Annotated in this window: 13 protein-coding genes; 5 read left to right on the top strand and 8 right to left on the bottom strand. The window is 55.5% G+C overall.

Annotated features, from left to right (window positions below; genetic code table 11):
* Positions 1-42: 42 nt before the first annotated feature.
* On the bottom strand, positions 43-1,254 hold the full coding sequence (gene gspF, locus ACTHYN_RS09780; protein WP_441812262.1) for a type II secretion system inner membrane protein GspF: 1,212 nt from the start codon (positions 1,252-1,254) through the stop codon (positions 43-45).
* A gap of 3 nt (positions 1,255-1,257) precedes the next feature.
* Positions 1,258-2,766: a type II secretion system ATPase GspE gene (gspE, locus tag ACTHYN_RS09775; RefSeq protein ID WP_441812261.1), complete on the bottom strand. Its 1,509-nt coding sequence runs from the start codon at positions 2,764-2,766 to the stop codon at positions 1,258-1,260.
* Between the two features lie 259 nt (positions 2,767-3,025).
* On the opposite strand from gspE, the gene ACTHYN_RS09770 reads away from it, so the two are divergent.
* The 4 genes from ACTHYN_RS09770 to ACTHYN_RS09755 all read left to right on the top strand — a co-directional run bounded on the left by ACTHYN_RS09770 (position 3,026) and on the right by ACTHYN_RS09755 (position 8,648).
* Positions 3,026-3,685, top strand: coding sequence for a type II secretion system protein N (locus ACTHYN_RS09770; RefSeq protein ID WP_441812260.1), 660 nt, complete (start codon positions 3,026-3,028; stop codon positions 3,683-3,685).
* A 148-nt stretch (positions 3,686-3,833) separates the two neighbouring features.
* The gene (locus ACTHYN_RS09765; RefSeq protein WP_441812259.1) at positions 3,834-5,450 is read left to right on the top strand and encodes an FAD-binding oxidoreductase; all 1,617 of its coding nucleotides are present in this window, start codon (positions 3,834-3,836) and stop codon (positions 5,448-5,450) included.
* A gap of 5 nt (positions 5,451-5,455) precedes the next feature.
* Positions 5,456-7,087: a glycerol-3-phosphate dehydrogenase/oxidase gene (locus ACTHYN_RS09760; protein ID WP_441812258.1), complete on the top strand. Its 1,632-nt coding sequence runs from the start codon at positions 5,456-5,458 to the stop codon at positions 7,085-7,087.
* A gap of 1 nt (position 7,088) precedes the next feature.
* The gene (locus tag ACTHYN_RS09755) at positions 7,089-8,648 is read left to right on the top strand and encodes an FGGY-family carbohydrate kinase (protein WP_441812257.1); all 1,560 of its coding nucleotides are present in this window, start codon (positions 7,089-7,091) and stop codon (positions 8,646-8,648) included.
* 11 nt (positions 8,649-8,659) lie between these two features.
* On the opposite strand, the gene cfa is transcribed toward ACTHYN_RS09755, so the two are convergent.
* The 6 genes from cfa to ACTHYN_RS09725 form a co-directional block, all read right to left on the bottom strand.
* A complete protein-coding gene (gene cfa / locus ACTHYN_RS09750; protein WP_441812256.1) occupies positions 8,660-9,820 on the bottom strand; it encodes a cyclopropane fatty acyl phospholipid synthase in 1,161 nt (386 codons plus the stop codon).
* A 166-nt stretch (positions 9,821-9,986) separates the two neighbouring features.
* The gene (locus ACTHYN_RS09745; protein ID WP_441812255.1) at positions 9,987-11,549 is read right to left on the bottom strand and encodes a DUF4139 domain-containing protein; all 1,563 of its coding nucleotides are present in this window, start codon (positions 11,547-11,549) and stop codon (positions 9,987-9,989) included.
* 42 nt (positions 11,550-11,591) lie between these two features.
* Positions 11,592-12,674, bottom strand: a complete 1,083-nt coding sequence (locus tag ACTHYN_RS09740; protein ID WP_441812254.1) for an endonuclease/exonuclease/phosphatase family protein — start codon at positions 12,672-12,674, stop codon at positions 11,592-11,594.
* A 16-nt stretch (positions 12,675-12,690) separates the two neighbouring features.
* Complete coding sequence (locus ACTHYN_RS09735; protein ID WP_441812253.1) at positions 12,691-15,399, bottom strand: efflux RND transporter permease subunit; 2,709 nt, start codon at positions 15,397-15,399, stop codon at positions 12,691-12,693.
* On the bottom strand, positions 15,399-16,478 hold the full coding sequence (locus tag ACTHYN_RS09730) for an efflux RND transporter periplasmic adaptor subunit (RefSeq protein WP_441812252.1): 1,080 nt from the start codon (positions 16,476-16,478) through the stop codon (positions 15,399-15,401). The genes ACTHYN_RS09735 and ACTHYN_RS09730 overlap by 1 nt, the downstream gene beginning before the upstream one ends.
* 25 nt (positions 16,479-16,503) lie before the next feature.
* On the bottom strand, positions 16,504-17,280 hold the full coding sequence (locus ACTHYN_RS09725; protein WP_441812275.1) for a MipA/OmpV family protein: 777 nt from the start codon (positions 17,278-17,280) through the stop codon (positions 16,504-16,506).
* A gap of 113 nt (positions 17,281-17,393) precedes the next feature.
* Between ACTHYN_RS09725 and ACTHYN_RS09720 the strand changes: the two genes are divergently transcribed.
* On the top strand, positions 17,394-18,029 hold the full coding sequence (locus ACTHYN_RS09720; protein WP_441812251.1) for a TetR family transcriptional regulator: 636 nt from the start codon (positions 17,394-17,396) through the stop codon (positions 18,027-18,029).
* The last annotated feature ends 70 nt before the right edge of the window (positions 18,030-18,099 follow it).

Genomic DNA, 18,099 nt, shown 5'->3' with positions numbered 1-18,099 from the left:
TCACTCGTTATTGGTTTAAATTTAGAAGTTTAGCGTTGAAAGTTAACCAACAAGGTTACTCATATTCAGTATCGGTAGCATGATCGCCATAACAATAATCAGAACAACCACGCCCATCACCAGCAGCATCATGGGCTCAAAAAGCCCGACAATCGCCGCCATTTTGGATTGCAGCGTGTTTTCCTGCATAGTTGCCGTGCGCTCAAGCATGCTATCCAGGTCGCCACTGGCCTCGCCACTGGCAATCATGTGCAACATCATCGGAGGAAAGTAACCAGTCTGATCCAGCGCCCGCTGTAAAGAGCCACCTTCACTGACTTTGCGGGCCGCCTCCTTAAGTTCCCGGCGTAAATATTCGTTGGAAAGCACCTCTCCGGCAATCCGCATAGCATCAACCAATGGCACACCACTGGTAGTGAGAATGCTGAGCGTGCTTGCGTATCGGGCGGTATTGACGCCTCGAACCATCCCCGAAAACAAAGGCAAATGCAGCAGGCGTTTATGAAATCGCATGCGAAAGCCCGGCTTATTCAGAGCATAACGAAACCCCATGATCCCCAAAACAAGCAGTATGACGAGGTAAACACCGTAACTGGTAAGAAATTCCGACATGGCCAGCATGGCTTGGGTGAGTCCAGGCAGTTCCTGGCCCTGCTTCACGAAAACCTCAATGATATCTGGCACAACGTAAGTGAGTAGAAAAACCACAATGGCAATCGCTACAAAGCTTAGAATAATCGGGTAAATTGCAGCCAACTGGATTTTCTGGCGTGCTTCCTGTCGATTCTCCGTGTAATCAGCCAGCCGATTAAGGACCAGATCGAGATGCCCGGCATGTTCACCTGCCGCGACGGTTGAGCGATAAAGCCGTGGAAAGGCTTTGGGAAACTCGCCAAGACTGTCCGCCAACGTGTAGCCTTCCATAACCTTGGCCCGAATGGCAATAAGCATGCTGCGTATGCGCGGTTTGGACGTTTGTTGTGCGGTTGCCGAAAGGGTTTGCTCAATAGGAATGCCCGATTGGATTAACGTTGCCAGTTGGCGCGTAATCAATGCAAGATCGGCAGCGGCCAGGGAGCCGCCGCTACTCAATGGGCTACTGGGCGTTCGCTTTTGAACCGCTGGCTCAACCGCCAACGGTGTAAGGCCTTTTTCCCGTAGCTGCTGGCGCACGGCACGAGGGGCATCTGCCTCAACCACGCCTTGCTTTTGCTTCCCGCGTGAATCGAGTGCCTTGTATTCGTAAGCAGGCATAGCTTATTGGCCCCGGTGCGTTACGCGAAGCACCTCTTCCACTGTGGTCACCCCTTCGAGTATCTTCCGAACGCCATCGGCATGAATGCTCGGTCCTTTAAGGCGTGCCTCTCGCTCCAGGTCCAGCTCGCCTGAGCGCTTGTGAATCAGAGCACTGATCTCCTCGCTCACCTCTACTACCTCATAAATACCAATTCGCCCACGGTAACCCAGGTGATTGCAGTGCTCGCACCCTTTGGCCTTGTATATAGTCGGTGGCTCGGCAGCATTTTGCTGCAAGAATTCACAGTGTTCTTCGGTGGGTATATAGGTTTCCCGGCAATCCTTGCACAACACCCTGACCAGACGCTGAGCCACGATTCCAACCAGGCTTGATGAAATCAGGAAAGGCTCAATCCCCATATCCATAAGGCGGGTAATCGCGCCTACTGCAGTATTCGTGTGCAGAGTGGATAATACCAGGTGGCCGGTAAGACTTGCCTGCACCGCTATTTCGGCAGTTTCAAGGTCCCGGACTTCACCTATCATCACAACATCCGGATCCTGACGCAAAATAGCGCGCAGGCCACGGGCAAAGGTCATCTCGACTTTTGGATTTACCTGAGTTTGGCCAATGCCCGGCAGATTGTACTCAATCGGATCCTCAACCGTAAGAATGTTGCGGCTACGGTCGTTTATTTCTTGCAAAGAGGCATAGAGAGTCGTGGATTTACCAGAACCAGTTGGGCCGGTCACCAGCAATATGCCGTATGGCCGGTGAATCAGCCGGCGCAGAATCTTCAAGTCGGCTGGCGCCATGCCCAGCGACTCCAGGCGAATCGCACCTGCCTGTTTATCCAGCAGGCGCAGTACAACCCGCTCACCGCTGGATGACGGCATGGTAGACACCCGGATATCCACCTCCCGACCTGCCACACGCAACGCGATGCGGCCATCCTGGGGTACCCGTTTTTCGGCGATATCAAGCTTTGCCATTACCTTGATACGCGACACCAGCAAAGGCGCAAGTGCCCGCTTTGGCTGAACAACTTCCCGTAATACCCCGTCAACACGAAACCGTACCACCAGGCGTTTTTCATAGGTTTCAATATGCACATCGGAGGCACTGGTTTTTACCGCCTCGGTAAGGATGGCATTAATCAGGCGGATAATCGGCGCATCGTCTTCCTGCTCAAGAAGGTCTTCGGTTTCTGGCACCGAATCGGCGAGTGACGCCAGGTCCATGTCGTCGCCAATACCTTCGACCATCTGCATGGCTTCTGCAGAGTCGTTCTGATAAGCCGCATTCAGAGCTTGATCAAAGTGATCTGGTTCAATCGTGGTAAATCGCGCCCGACCCCCGCTTATGCGGTTTGCTTCCGCCAGTGCAGTGTGAGGCGCTCCGGGCCTGACCAGAATAACCGGGCTGCCTTCTTCAGAACGAGTCAGAATCACGCCATTGCGCTTTGCAAAGGTGAAGGGAAGACGACCCAGCGGAGCATCCTGCGGCTGAAGTTCGGTTTCTGTGCTCAAGGTTGTCCTCGTTATTATCAGGCAATCAGGGCTTTGTGCGCATGTGCACACTGTGAAACCCTTTCTGTTTTATGCGATTCGGGAAGGCTACCACAGGATATAGGCACGCTGAATAACCCTGTACACTATACTCCCAATAAAAGGCGCGATTCTGATAACCTGTGATACTTTCGGTCTTTTCCTGGCCAGTCCTTTCTTGGGCAGCCTTTCTTGGCCAGCGGTTTTCTGGCGGCTTGCGAACTTGCATTCAGGACAATCAATGCTTTCAATTAATCCAAAGGTTCCACTTGCACTGGCTTTTATCCTGGGGTTAGCCATGGTGGGTGTGACCGCATGGCAAGGTTATAGTTTCTGGCAAACGCAAAACCACCTACCGGCCGGGAACAAACAAACTACCGCGCAATCACAAGCCAAAGAACATACCTCGCCTAGTCTGCCACTTGCATCCCTGGCCTTCTTTGGCACAGCCCGGACTGACGGAGCGGCAGCAGCAGAAAGCACCGAAGACCTGCCAGAAACCAATCTGCGTCTTACCCTTCGAGGTGTACTCGCAGCCGAGGGTGACTTCCCGGGCAGTGCCTTGATAGAAGACGATAAACGCAATACCGACGTGTTTCTTGTAGGGGATGAGTTGCCTGGCAATGCTAAACTGCGCTCTGTTCACGCCAACCGCGTTATTCTTGATCGCTCAGGCAAGCTCGAAAACCTGTATTTTCCAGAGTCTGAAGAACAAACCGGGATGAGCTTCTCGTCCGACGCCGACAATCGCCAACAAACATCGACACAACGGCGCCAAAAACCAGCCGCCAGCAACCGGCCAGCCTCATCTACCCCGCCTGCAAAAAATGACCAGCAGCGCCGCGAAGAAATTCGCAAGCGCCTCGAACAGCTTCGTGAGCGACTTCGCACCAACGGCTAGCCTTTCAAATTTCCCGTCACGCTGTTGTATCGGTAATGACGCTGTTGTGTCGGTAAATGACACAGTCAATGTCGTCATGGGACATATATAAGCTCTGTATAAATCGATAGACTGAAGTCTATTCATTTACCAACGGGAGTGTAATTTGATGCGACGCTGGAATGGCTGGGGTGATGAGCAATTTAATCTGGAGCTTCCTGCGCAAGGGCAGGCTTTTCTCTCAGATCTTGTAGGTTCCGGCAAGCCACTGAAGGATGTATCCCTCCCGTCTGTGTGCGACAAAGTGACTGCGACCCGGCTCCCCGTTGATACCATCGTCGATAACCTGATCGACACCAGCCCTGAAGCTCGGGTGCGCCACGCTCGTGGTCAGAGCCTGCCAGATTGGCTAGCGATGCGCAGCGGTGATATCGGAGTATTCCCGGACGGGGTTGCGTGTCCCGAGAGCAATCTTGATGTGCAAAAGCTACTGAGCTATGCCCAGACCAACAATCTGGAATTGATACCCTATGGTGGCGGCACAAGTGTTGCCGGGCACATTAACCCGCTGGTTAGCGACAAACCTGTGCTGACGATAGACATGGGTCGCATGAACCGCCTTATAGATCTGGACCGGGAAAGCCAGATAGCCACATTTGGTGCAGGTACGCCGGGCCCGCTCGTAGAGTCTCAGTTACGGGCACATGGTTACACGCTTGGTCACTTTCCGCAGTCGTTTGAACTCTCAACGATCGGTGGCTGGGTCGCGTCCCGTTCCAGCGGTCAACAATCGTTACGGTACGGCCGAATCGAGCAGTTATTCGCTGGTGGAAGAGTTGAAACCCTGAAAGGCACTTTGGATTTACCAACCATTCCGGCCTCCAGCGCTGGCCCGGACATTCGCGAGATGTTTTTAGGATCCGAGGGCCGCATAGGCTTGATCACCGAAGTCAAAGTCCGAATCACTCGCCTGCCGGAGCAAGAGAGCTTTCATGTTGTGTTTTTCCCGGACTGGGACAGCGCCCGAAACGCTTGCCGCAAGCTTGTGCAGAATCGCACTCAGCTTTCCATGTTGCGACTCAGCAACGCTACTGAGACAGAGACGCAACTGGCGCTGGCTGGCCACCCGCACCTTATCGGCATGCTGGAAAAATTCCTTTCCTTACGCGGTTCTGCCGAGGGCAAATGCATGATGACCTTCGGGTTGACCGGCAGTAAACATCAGTGCACCGGTGCAAAACAGGAAGCCAGGCGCATCTGTTCCGAATACAAGGGTGTGTATACCGGCACCCATATGGGTAAAAAATGGGCCGAAAAGCGCTTTACCATGCCCTACCTTCGGGAAGCACTCTGGGAGCTGGGTTACGCCGTGGACACGCTCGAAACCGCCACTGACTGGGACAACGTAGACAACCTGCTTGGCATTATGGAAGGCAGCCTTCGCCAAGGCCTTCAATCCCGCGAAGAAAGCCCGGGCGAGCGCACCCATGTATTTACTCACTTGTCCCATTTTTATGGACAGGGCTGCAGCATTTACACCACGTATGTTTTCCGGGTTGCGGACAGCTACGAGGAGACCCTGGCCCGCTGGAAACACCTCAAAAACACCACCTCTGAGCTAATCGTGCGCAACCGTGGCACCATCAGCCATCAACATGGGGTGGGTAAAGACCACGCACCTTTTCTGCCGGTTGAAAAAGGCGAATTAGGCATGCTTGCCATCCGCTCCCTGTGCCAGAGTTTTGATCCGGAAGGCATTCTCAACCCGAAAACACTTCTGGAGTGAGCGACATGAGCGCAATAAGCCAGGTGGGGCGCAGAAACTCGCTCCTCAAAGAGCTCCGGGGTAACACTCACTCATTTGATGTTGTGGTTATCGGGGGTGGCATTACCGGTGCGGGTATCGCCCGGGAAGCCGCCGGCAGTGGTTTGACTACCCTGCTGGTTGAGCAAAAGGACTTCGCATGGGGAACCTCCAGCCGCTCTTCGAAAATGGTGCATGGTGGCCTTCGGTATCTTGGTAGCGGCCAATACCGGCTGACCCGGGATGCTGTGACAGAACGTCAGCGACTGATGGCTGAGGCACCGGGCTTGATTGACCCCTTACGGTTCATCATGCCCCACTTTCAGCAACAGTTTCCCGGTCCACGGCTGTTCCAAATTCTGCTGCGAGTGTACGACTGGATAGCCCGCTCACCCTCTCGCCACGTTCTGACACCAAGCGAAACCATGCAATGGGTCCCAGGCCTGAATACCAAAAACCTGGCGGGAGCCAGTGGCTTTACCGATGCGGTAACCGATGACGCTCGCCTGGTGCAGCGGGTAATAGCCGAAGCCCGCAAAGACAGCGCCCAGTGCCTGAACTACGTAAAAGCGGTGAACGTTCTGCGAACGAACGGCGATGTGAGTGGTATTGAGTTGCAGGCAGAGGAAACAACCGAAACGTTCACCGTTAATACGCCTTTGATTATCAATGCCACGGGCGTGTGGGCCGACCGACTACAGCAGCCCGTGGACGGGCAAAAGCCCATGGCCATTCGCCCACTACGCGGCAGTCACCTGGTTGTTCCCTGGCAAAAACTACCTGTTTCCTGCTCGGTTTCTTTATTTCACCCGGATGATAAACGCCCGGTTTTTGCTTTTCCCTGGGCCGGCACAACCGTCCTGGGCACCACAGACCTGGACCATACACATAATCTGGATAACGAACCCCGTATCGCCGATGAAGAGCTCGATTATCTACTGAGAATATCCCACAGCCTGTTCCCGAGTGCGGCGGTTTCCAGAACCGACGTGCTATCCACATGGGCGGGGGTTCGCCCTGTTGTAACAGGAGAACCCAGCGCATCCGGCCCCAAAGCCCCATCAAAAGAAAGTCGGGAGCACGAATTACGTGACGATCATGGCTTGATCAGTATCGCCGGTGGCAAGCTCACCACCTTTCGGCTTATCGCAAGGGAAGCACTGGCACGCGGGCTTGGAAGTGAAGAGCGATTACGCCCGGGAACAGATCCGGTGTTTCACCAAACCGCCCAGCCCCTGCGCCCAGAGCATATCAGTCACCAGAACTGGCAACGGCTTGTGGGCTTTTATGGATCAGACCTTAGCGCTGTTCTACAGGCTGGAGCCACCGAGCTCGTAAACGATGAGATGGCTTCACTTGCAGTGCCGGGTGAACTGCTGTGGGCGGAAGTGATATGGGCGTGCAAGCAGGAAGATGTAAAACACCTGGATGACCTGATGCTACGCCGCACCCGGCTTGGTTTGATCGCACCGAAGGGCGGTAAAGCTCTGTTGCCAAGCCTGAAGCAACACTGCCAGAGTGCATTGGGCTGGGACGACGAACGATGGCACAGTGAAGAGATCCGTTATCTGGCGCTGTGGCATCAGGCCTATTCGCTGCCTGACCGGCCGGAGCACTAAGATGAATCCCGAGCCCCTGATTCTGGCCATAGATAACGGCACACAAAGCGTTCGCGCCCTGCTTTTCGACCGCCAGGGCAACCTGGTTGCCAAAGGTAAGCAGGAAATTCAGCCATACTTTTCCGAGCGGCCTGGTTGGGCCGAACAACACCCGGAGTATTTCTGGGACAGCCTGGGCAGGGCCTGCGAGCAACTTTGGCAATCTACCAGCGTGACACCCGACCGGGTTATGGGCGTTACCGTCACCGCCCAGCGTGGCACGGTGATCAATCTCGATGGCAACGGCAAGCCACTGCGTCCCGCCATTATCTGGCTCGACCAACGTCATGCTCAAGTTGATGGGCCAGTAAAAGGCGCCTGGGGCTGGCTCTTCAAACTGACCAGGCTTGAAGACACAATTAATCGCTTTCGGGAGAAGGCTCAAGCCAATTGGATAGCGCAAAACCAGCCAGAAATCTGGAACAAGACACGACACTTCGTTCTACTGTCCGGCTATCTGAATTTTCGCTTAACCGGCCACTTAAAGGACTCCACCGGCAGCCAGGTAGGCTACCTGCCTTTTAACTACAAGAAACATTGCTGGGCTGGAAAACGGGATTTCAAATGGCACATGATGCCGGTAAAGAAGTCCATGCTGCCTGAGCTTGTCAGCCCTGGTTCTGTTTTGGGTTATCTTACCTCAGAGGCAGCCAACCATTCAGGGCTTCCAGAAGGCCTGCCAGTAATCGCTGCAGCCTCGGATAAAGCCTGTGAAATACTTGGCTCCGGCGGTTTAACGCCGGATATCGGGTGCCTGAGCTATGGCACTACCGCCACCATCAATACCACCAACCACCGCTACGTAGAGCCGGTGAAATTGATGCCGCCCTACCCATCGGCCCTCCCCCGGCACTATTCCACTGAAGTGATGATTTATCGTGGATTCTGGATGGTCAGCTGGTTCAAACGGGAATTCGGCCTGCGCGAGCAGACCCTTGCCAAACAGCGTGGCATTGAGCCGGAGGCCCTGTTCGATGAGTTGGTACGGGAAGTGCCAGCCGGCTCCATGGGGCTGATGCTGCAACCTTACTGGTCACCCGGGGTAAAACAACCAGGCCCCGAGGCCAAGGGGTCTATTATCGGGTTTGGCGATGTGCACACCCGCTCCCACATCTACCGCGCCATTCTGGAAGGCCTGGCCTACGCCCTGCGGGAGGGCAAGGAAAACATTGAAAAACGCAGCCGTGTGCGCATCAAAACCCTGCGCGTGGCGGGCGGCGGTTCACAAAGCGATGCCGCCATGCAACTCACCGCCGACGTATTCGGTCTGCCGGCAGAACGCCCCCACACCTATGAAACGTCTGGCCTGGGCGCGGCTATTGATGCGGCTGTGGGCCTTGGCCTGCACCCGGATTTTGCAACCGCAGTGGCGCAGATGACACGAGTGGGCGACACCTTCTACCCACAGCCCGACACACAGGCTTTATACGAGCAGCTGTATTCGGAGGTGTATCTGAAGATGTACCCTCAACTGCAGCCGCTATACCGGAAAATCCGGCAAATCACCGGCTATCCGAAATAACCGCGTGCGTTTTATCGAGGCGCCCGGTAGCTTGTATTCCGCTGCGACGGTTTTGAAAACACCCACTGCCAGAGCTGCGTATTACGAGCCCGGAAAGCCCCTGCACACAGATTAAGATAGTACCGCCACATGCGGTAGAAGCGTTCATCATACGGTGTTTTCAGTGTGCCCCAGTGGCGCCGGAAATTGGCATCCCAGGCTGTTAACGTGCGGGCGTAGTCCGGCCCGAAGTTGTGCATATCCTCCACCACAAACCGGTCTTCGGCCGCCTCCGCTATTTGCTTGATTGACGGCAGCTCACCATTCGGGAAGATGTATTTCTCAATCCAGGGGTCGTGTTCCGCGGTACTTTTGTTTTCCCCTATGCAGTGCAGCAGCATCAGCCCATCGTCCCGAAGCAGATGGGCGGTGGTCTCCATGAAAGTTGTATAATTGCGCCGCCCCACGTGCTCAAACATGCCGATGGACGCCACACAGTCATAGCGACCGCTGAGCTCGCGGTAATCTTCCAGCAGAATCTTTACGGGGAGCCCCTGGCACCGCACGCGGGCACCCTCCACCTGCTCTTCGGAAAGGGTTACGCCCGTTCCGCTGACACCATAGTGCTTGGCCGCATGCTCCAACAGGCTGCCCCAGCCACAACCTATATCCAGCAGTGTCATCCCCGGTTCAAGGCCGAGTTTGCGGCATACCAGGTCCAGTTTGGCGTCCTGTGCCTGGTCAAGCGTTTGGGCCTCGTGCCAGTAGCCGCAGCTATAAGCCATGGTGCGCCCCAGCATTAATTCAAAAAGCTGATTGCCAAGGTCATAATGCTGCCTGGCCACTTGGGGCGCGCGCTGGGCACTTTGGCGGTTGTGAAACAGGAACGTAAGCCACTGCAGTGTCAGGGTCAGCTGATTTTTGGCAATACCCTCGGCACCAGCCTTAAGAATACGAAAACAAAACTCATCCAGTGCTTCACAATCCCACCAGCCATCCATATAGGACTCACCCAGCCCCAGCGAGCGCTGGCGGGCCACACGGGAGACCGTGTCCGGGTGGTGAATCTGGATATCCCAGGGGCGGGGGCCATTTATAACAACGTCGGCCTTGGTGAGCACGTCGCTGATGACTCTGTCGATGGAGTGTGAGCCGGTGGTGGGCTGTGCCTCCTGCAGATGTGCGTCTGGCATGATCTACCTCCTGTAAGCGTTTAGAAGGCGCTAACCAAATCCTCTTTCAGGAATACAACCGAGCCTTGCCTTGAATTCTGGGATATTCCTGGGCTTTATGCAAAGGCCGGGTATCTGCCTGCAGGCCCTGATAATCAGACGCTCGTGCCCTATGCGGTTCTTCCGGTTACAGCCTTGGCAGCGAGGTACCCTCGGGAACCCGAACTTCAAACCCGGATTTCAGGGTAACAGTCTCGCCGGCCGGCACTTCCCGCTCCCAGGCCAGGACGCCTTTTTTGTCATCGACATTGCGCTGTACCGGCTCACTTATCTCTAAGGGTTTTACCGTCAGAATGTCTTTCTGCGATACAGGAAGCCGATCAAAAATTCGCACCTGCACAGCCTGTGCGTGGTGGTTGGTGACTTCAAACCGGTTTTGTCGTCTCTGCACATTCTCACTCTTCCAGAGCCCTTCTTCGCCGCTGCGCTCCAGCTCGTTGACCACGGTTACGCCGATACCACGATCCACACCAAACCCGAGAGCCAGCTCCTCACCGTCTGCTATGTCGGGTAGCCGGCTTTGGCCCACACTCTGGTTGTCCCGGAATAACGTCACCCGGCCAGTGGGCAGCGGTGATTCAGTTTCAAGAGTGCCGGTAGCATGCAGGTAGCCGGTGGCATCCAGTACCGGTGCAGCCCAGGTGGCGATGTTCACCGGCATCGTATGTTCTGATACGGTTATTCTCTGTTCCGCTGAGCCGCTGGGTAAATCGGCCGGCTGTTGCAATTTATAACTCTGGGTAAACGTGCTCTGGCGGTTAATCGCGACGGTTTGTTCCTGGCTGACCTCCATCATGGGCGCATCGGCCCGGCTAACGGACGACTTGCCACTGAATGTCAGGGGCTGTTCGGGGCTGACCACCCACGAATGGACCGGCGGCATGCCGGTACCGCGCCGTGCGTTGGCGGTTGAAAGGCGCACCTCAACGCTGTTCCAGTCGACGCCCGTGGTCTGCTGAATCACCGCAAGATGCTCCAGCGCCAGCTCACCTTTTGCCGGGGCTTCCGGTTCGGTATTCAGGCGGGCGGTATACTCGCTGCGCCACCTGGCTTGTGGTGTCTGGAACCCGAGCGTTACTTGAAGCCTGCCGCTGCCGGGTACCTGATAACGAACCTGTACTGTTTTGGTGGCCCGGGCGTCCTGCCTCACGGCTGATAATTCCCGTTCAAGCCGGTCTTTCAGCGCAAGGTCGTCGGACATGGCCTCACGAATGCCCCGTATCTCAGACAGCGCACTCTGTGTGGTGGTTTTGAGTGCGGCTGCCATCTCGTTCAGTTCCGAGGCTGAGAGCTGATGCGACGCTTTGGCGGCACTGCTCATCAGGGTAACCTGCTGATTCCATGATTGGATGACATCTTGCTGTTGCTGAATGCGCAAGGACACCTCAGCCAGCTGCTTGCGAATGCTGCGGGTTTCCTCCGCAACATAATCTGCCTGTTCAACCCGCTGCACTTGTACCTGGCGGAGTTGCGCCCCATCCACGCCGGCCAGGCTCACGTTCAGGCTGTTCGCTTGCAGACTTTCCGGCAATCCTTCAATAATAACCGTGCCCGCGCCGGCTTCCACCTGTTCACTGTGCGCCCAGGTAAGCTGGGCATGTGAGGGGTACAGGGTGGCCGAGGTTATGTCGGCCTGTGCTATCAAGGGCACCGTTGCTATAGCAATCGCAAGCAGGGTGTGTTTGTGCATGGGCAGGTTCCTTAATGTTGCAGCTGTTTGAATTAAAACTGGCTACTCCCCCGGCTCGGGCACATCGTGCTTGCTGGCACCCTGCTCCCGGACAATCTGGTTTGCAAACCCCTTATCGTCACCATCAGGGCTTGGCGTTTCCTGATCCTCTCCCCTGACAGGCGCAAACATCAGGCGGCTGAACAGTGGAAAGTGATCCGAGCCGATGGAAGGCAACGGGGTGAGGGAGGCCAGGGTAAAGTGGTGGCTGTGAAACAGATGGTCTAGCGGCCATCGCAACAGGCGGTAGTCGGCGTGAAACGTGCTGAAGAACCCTCGCCCCACCCTGGGATCCAGCAACCCGCTGACCTTTCGGAACAGGCGTGTGGTGGGTGACCAGGCTACATCATTCAAATCACCGGTTACGATCACCGGCTCATCGCTGTCTGCCACACTGCGGCCAACAATCACCAGTTCAGCATCGCGCTCACCGGATTCTTCGTTTTCGGTGGGGCTGGGCGGCGCTGGATGCACAAAATGCATGCGCACCTTCTGCCCGGATTTCATTTCCACCAAAGCATGCATTGAGGGGACTTTCTCCTCAATCAGAAAACACACCTCAGGCTCGTGTAAAGGTAAGCGGGAGAATACATGCATGCCGTAAAGGTTATCCAAAGGACACTCTATGCGGTAAGGCATTTCATCCGCCAATACAGCCAGCTGGTTTTCCCACCACTGATCGGATTCCAGCGTCACCAGCACGTCTGGCTTGTGCTGTCTGACAAGTGCAATCAGCGCGCCGGCGTTACGGTTGGGGGTCAGCACATTAGAGGTCATGATGGATAGGCTTCGTTCAGGGCTCTGAATTTTGGCATCCTTGACTTCCTTGGGCCAGAGCGCTGTATAGGGAAGTATCCACCAGACTTGTAACCCCAATGCCAGCCCTGTGATGCTGACGAGCGCCCAGGTGGTGATATCACCCCACTCCAGAAAAATCAGTTGCGCAACGATAAGTACCAGCGCCAGAACGGCAAGCTGAAGCCGGGGAAAGTCCCAGCTTCGCACACACCAGTGAGGGTTTCGCCACAAAGGCAGCAATGTGGCGATAGCGATTACCAAAGTGCAGGTAATCAAGGCGGCGAGCATCGGCATCTCCCTATATCTATGCAGGTTCGGGGCTGCGGATTCTGAACAATACTGAATACAGCAACGGAATAACAACCAGCGTCAAGGCCGTTGCAAACAGTAACCCGAACATAATGGTCACCGCCATGCTTTTGAAAAAGGGGTCCATCAGCAGGGGTGCCACCCCCAGTATAGTGGTCAATGCACCCAACACCACCGGCCTGGCCCGGCTGATGGAGGCATGTACCACGGCGTCAAAGGGCTCTATACCGGCGCGAACGTCGTTGTCGGCCTGATCCACCAGCACTATGGCGTTTTTTACCATCATTCCAATCAGGCTCAAAAAGCCGAGAATAGCCATAAACTCAAACGCCGCCTGGAATGACGCCAGGCCAATCACCACGCCCACCAAGGCAAAGGGCACCGTGCACCAGATCACCAAAGGCTGACGTATGGCATTGAACATGAACACCACCACCAGAATCATGGCGGCAAAGCCATAGGGTGCCGAGATAGCGAGGCCCTCGTTGGCGTCTTTTGAGGCCTTGTACTCACCGTACCAGGTCAATTCATAGCCAGGTGGTCGCTCAATAGACTCGATCTGCGAGCGAATGGACGCAAAGGCTTCGTTGGTGCCCACCCCCGGCGCCGGATCAGACTGCACCGCGATCAGGTTGTCATCCTGCGCCATCAGCGCTTTGGCCTGCTCTGCCAAACGGCGTAACACCGCTGAATCCGGGCCACTGAAGCCGGCTTCTATTTTCTTGCCGCCGCCCCGGCCCAGCATGAACTTCCAGGCCTTGATCGAAGCTTCCGGGTGTGCGGCCGTCAGTTCGCCCTGCAGCTCGTTGATTAACGGCGAAATCAGGGTTTCATCCGCCACATCCACCAGCAATTGCCCATAGGCCGGGTTCCGGGGCTCCGGCGAATAGGTCAGCATGAATCTGAGCCCTCCGCCACCAATAAAAGAGGTGACATCGGTAATGCCGTCATGGGCTTTGACATCCTCGGCCACCTTGCCCAGCACATTGGCGGTGTGGGAAATATCCGAGCCCTGTGGCAGGTATACGTCCACCACAAACTGCGGCCGCTGGGAATCCGGCATAAAGCCCGGGGGCACCAGGCCGGTACCGGCGATGCCACCGGCAAACAGCGCAATCAGAACCACCCCGGTGGTTTTCCGATACTTGAGAACCCACTGCAACAGCTGGCGGTAACCCCTTAATATTTTTCCTTCCGAGACGGGTTCATTCGTCTGTTTCACGGTAAGGAACTGGTAGCACAGCATGGGTATAACCGTTACCGAGAACACCCAGCTCAGCGCCATGGAATACAGAATCACCCAGAACAGCGACCCTGCATACTCGCCCATATCACTGGGCGACAAGCCGATGGCACTGAACGCCAGAATGCCTACCAGCGTACCGCCCAACAACGGCCATTTGGTGGATTGCACCACATCCAGCACCGCCTGGTATCTGTCCTCGCCGTTTTTGAGTTTCACCAGCACCGCATCGGTGACCACAATGGCGTTATCCACCAGCATGCCCAGGGCAATAATCAACGCCCCCAGAGAAACCCGCTGCATGGCAATGTCGTCCATCAGCATGATGATCAGCGTACCGGCCACGGTCAGCAGCAACACAAAGCCGATGATCACCCCGGAGCGCAGGCCGATAAACGCCAGCAACACCACGAAAACGATCACCACAGCCGCCGCCAGATTGCTGATGAAATCCGTTATGGAAGCCTGCACCGAATCCGACTGAATGGAAACCGGGTTCAGGACCATACCCAACGGGCGCTGCTCGTCCAGCTCGGCCAGGCGCTCTTTCACGGCGTCACCCATTTCCACCACATTGCCACCGGACACATTGGAAATACCCAGGCCGATGGCCCGCTCGCCGTTATACTCCATCAAAAAGGCAGCGGGTTCCTGATAGCCACGTTTAACCGTCGCCACATTCTGCAGCTTCACCGTTTGCCCATCATTGCCAATCCCCAACGGCAGGTTTTTCAATTGCTCGAAACTGCCGACGGCGTTTTCCGGAATCACAGGCAGGCGCATAGTGCCCGCCTGCACATCACCGGCCACGGTAATGGTGTTCTGCTTTTGCAGCACCTGATACACCTGTTCGGCGCTAACCCCCAGGTTTTCCAGGCGCTCGCTGGAGATTTCGATGTAAATGCGATCTTCGCGCTCACCAATGAGGGCCGTCTTGGCAACGCCGTCTACCAGAGCCAGGTCCTTGCTGAGAAAATCGGCATAATCATGCAACTGCTTGCTACTGTACCCTGGCGCCGTAATGGCATAGAACAGCGCATACACATCGGCGAAATCGTCATTTACAAAAGAAGGGCCGGCACCCGAGGGCAAGGACCGCTGGGCGTCGTTCACCTTGCGTCGCAGCTTGTCCCACACCTGCTCCAGTTCGGCTTTGGTTTTGGAGAACGCCAGTTCAATCTCCACATTCACTTCCGAGCGGCCTTGCTTGGACACGGAATCAACCCTCTTTACCTCCTGCATGGACTGCACGGCGGCTTCAATGGGGTCGGTTACCTCATCCGCCACATCCTGGGCGCTGGCACCTTCATAGGAGGTAATAATGACGGCTTTGCGGATGGTGAACTCCGGATCCTCAAATCGTCCAAGATTGGTATAGCTCAGGTAGCCGCCCAGCAGAATCAGGAAAATAATCACCCACAAGCTGGTGCGCTTCTGAATGGCGTAGGCTGCAAGATTCATTATTTCTGCCCCTTTTCTTCAAGGGGGCGAACTTTCATGCCCTCAGTGAGTGCATGAACACCGGCAACGACTATGCGGTCGCCCGGCTTCAGGCCGTCCTTTACCACTACCCTGTCTTCCAGCAGGCCACCTATCCGGACGGTGTTTTTTGTCACCTCCCCGTCATCATTCATCAGCCACACAAACTCCTCGCCGGTATTAGTGGGCATCACGGCATGAACAGGTACCTGGATAACCATCTTGCCGGGCGCACCGTTTTCAATGGGATACACCCGGGCGTTCATGCCGGGCAACACATTCTGTTCTTTCAGATCAGTAAAGCCGAGCACCACCCGAAACGTCTGGGAGAGCGAATCCGATTCGGAAGAATGGCTTTTGTACACCACCGGCAAGCGTTCGCCTCGATCATTCTCAACCGTTGCAAACGCCTTTTTTTGTCGGGCTGGCGACAGAAACAGGCGACTGGGGATGTTGATCACCACCTCAAGATCGGTCAGATCGTGCAGCACGTATATCGCCTGGCCGGAATTAACGTTGCGAAAATTGCTGACGGATTTTTTCGCGATAACGCCGGCAAACGGCGCCCTGAGCTTGGTGTTCTCAAGATCCTGGCGGGCGTTGGACAGTTTGTTTCTGGCCAGATCGCGCTTGGTTTTCAGTTTTTCCAGATCACTCTTGGCAATTGCCTGAGTGGATTCGAATATCTGCACGCCGCGCTGATAATCCGCCTGGGCTTTGTCAAACTCCACTTTTGCAGAACTCACCGCGCGCAAAAATTCTTCCTGATCCAGCTGCGCCAGCACATCGCCTTCAGCAACCTGATCGCCTTCCTGCACCTGCATGTCAATCAGCTTGCCAGGAACCCGAAACGCCAGTTCAGCCCGCTCGGCGGAACGAACCACCCCATTGAAAACGCTGTTTCCAAGAGTGGCGCCGGTAATGGTCTGAATAGCCGCAGGCCTTGCTGGCGCGGCCGTTTGTTGGGCGGGTTCCGGCTCTTCACCGGAACAGCCAGCAATGCTGAGCAAACTTGCCAATACCGCTATGACAACGGTGTTCCGCAAAAACAAACGGTTCATGAATCAGGTTCCTTTAACTGAAAGATCAGAATTGATAGTTAATTGCCAGGCTGCCATGCCACTGGTTGGCATCGCCTACGGTGCTGACAATCGGGCTGTCGGCAGTATCGCCAAGCAACCGGCTGTACCGGGCCACGGTGGATACGCTCAGCTGGCGGGTAACCAGATAGGTTAGCCGACCATTCATACTGGCGCGAAGATAGTCGTTGTCTGCAATGTAGGTGCTTAGACCAGAGCGAGCGGCATCCCGGGCAGATACATCGAACAGTGCCTGATTCCAGCGGTCATTGCCCCAGGAGGCGCCGGGGCCTGTGGCAAACAACAGGCGCTTGGTAATCTGGCCCCGGTAACGCAAATAGCCTCGTGCCCGTACACCCTCGATATCGCCACTTACCGGCGCCGCAATATCGCCATTCAGTTGCCAGTGATGGCTGGTCCAGTTAAGCACCACACCAGCCATCAGGCCGCCGTGCACATCTTCGAAATTCGCCAATGCGCCGGTATTTTCCCGGCCTTTGGCGTAAGAGAGGGTGGGAGCCAGAGTCCAGCGTTCACTGGCCAGCAGGTCGTAGCTCAGCCCGGTCACCGGGTTGACAGACAACCTTCCCTTTTCCACCTGCACCCAGGGTAATCCTTCGGCTGAGTAACTGTCGGCACCCCGGTATTCCGGTGACCAGCCGCCACCAAGACCAAGACCCACTGACCACTCGGAGCCGTTACTTGCCGCCATAGCCGGGACAGCAAACATAGCGGCCAGGATCGGGACCCCCATAAGGCCTGCCATCGAATGCTTGAATTTCATGCGTTTCACTCTGCTCTCCAACTGCGGAATTTAAGGACTTGCACTATACATACACCAGTGAATGTATAAAAGTGATATCATGGTGTAAAAATACCTACAAGGAGAATTCCGGCATGGCGCGCCGAACCAAAGAGGAAGCCCGGCAAACCCGAGAGCAGCTGATTGATGCCGCGGAAATTGTGTTTCACCGTAAAGGCGTGGCGCAGACGTCACTGAATGACATTGCCAAAGAAGCCAAGCTTACTCGCGGAGCTATTTACTGGCATTTCAAGAACAAACAGGACATTTTTAAAGCAATGCTTGATCGTCAGACATTGACCTTCGAGCAGATAAACCCGGCACTGGAAGCCTCCGGTGAAGAGGATTCCCTTGCCCGCCTGCAGCAGTCCATTTTGCACGTAATTCACGATATAGAGCACAACCCACATCGTCGCTTGGTGTATGAAATTATCTTTCAAAAGTGCGAGATCACCGCTCAGAACGAGCCGATCGGCTCTTTGTTGAAAGAGAACGCCCTGATTGGCTCGGAGCGAATGCGCGAAGCGTTCAACACAGCGGTGCAAAATCGGAAACTGCCCCAGAACCTGGATACAGACAGCGCCATTACGCATTTGCAGGTGCAGGTGACCGGGATGGTCTACCTGTGGCTTCTGATGCCGGAAAAATTCCACCTGCAGCGTGAAGCATCACATTCCATTCAGTTGTTCTTTGAGCAACTGCCGACGCAGTTTTTGCGAAGTGCAGAATAACGAACCAGATTGGCGAATAAACTCACCGGAACCGGGGTTAGCCCGGTCCGGCGGTTTGCGACGGGTTGAG

Source organism: Marinobacter sp. (genome assembly GCF_052091845.1).
In the GTDB taxonomy this organism is placed as follows: Bacteria; Pseudomonadota; Gammaproteobacteria; order Pseudomonadales; family Oleiphilaceae; genus Marinobacter.
Note: the sequence above shows the minus strand (reverse complement) of the source record. Positions and strands in the feature narration are given on the sequence as shown.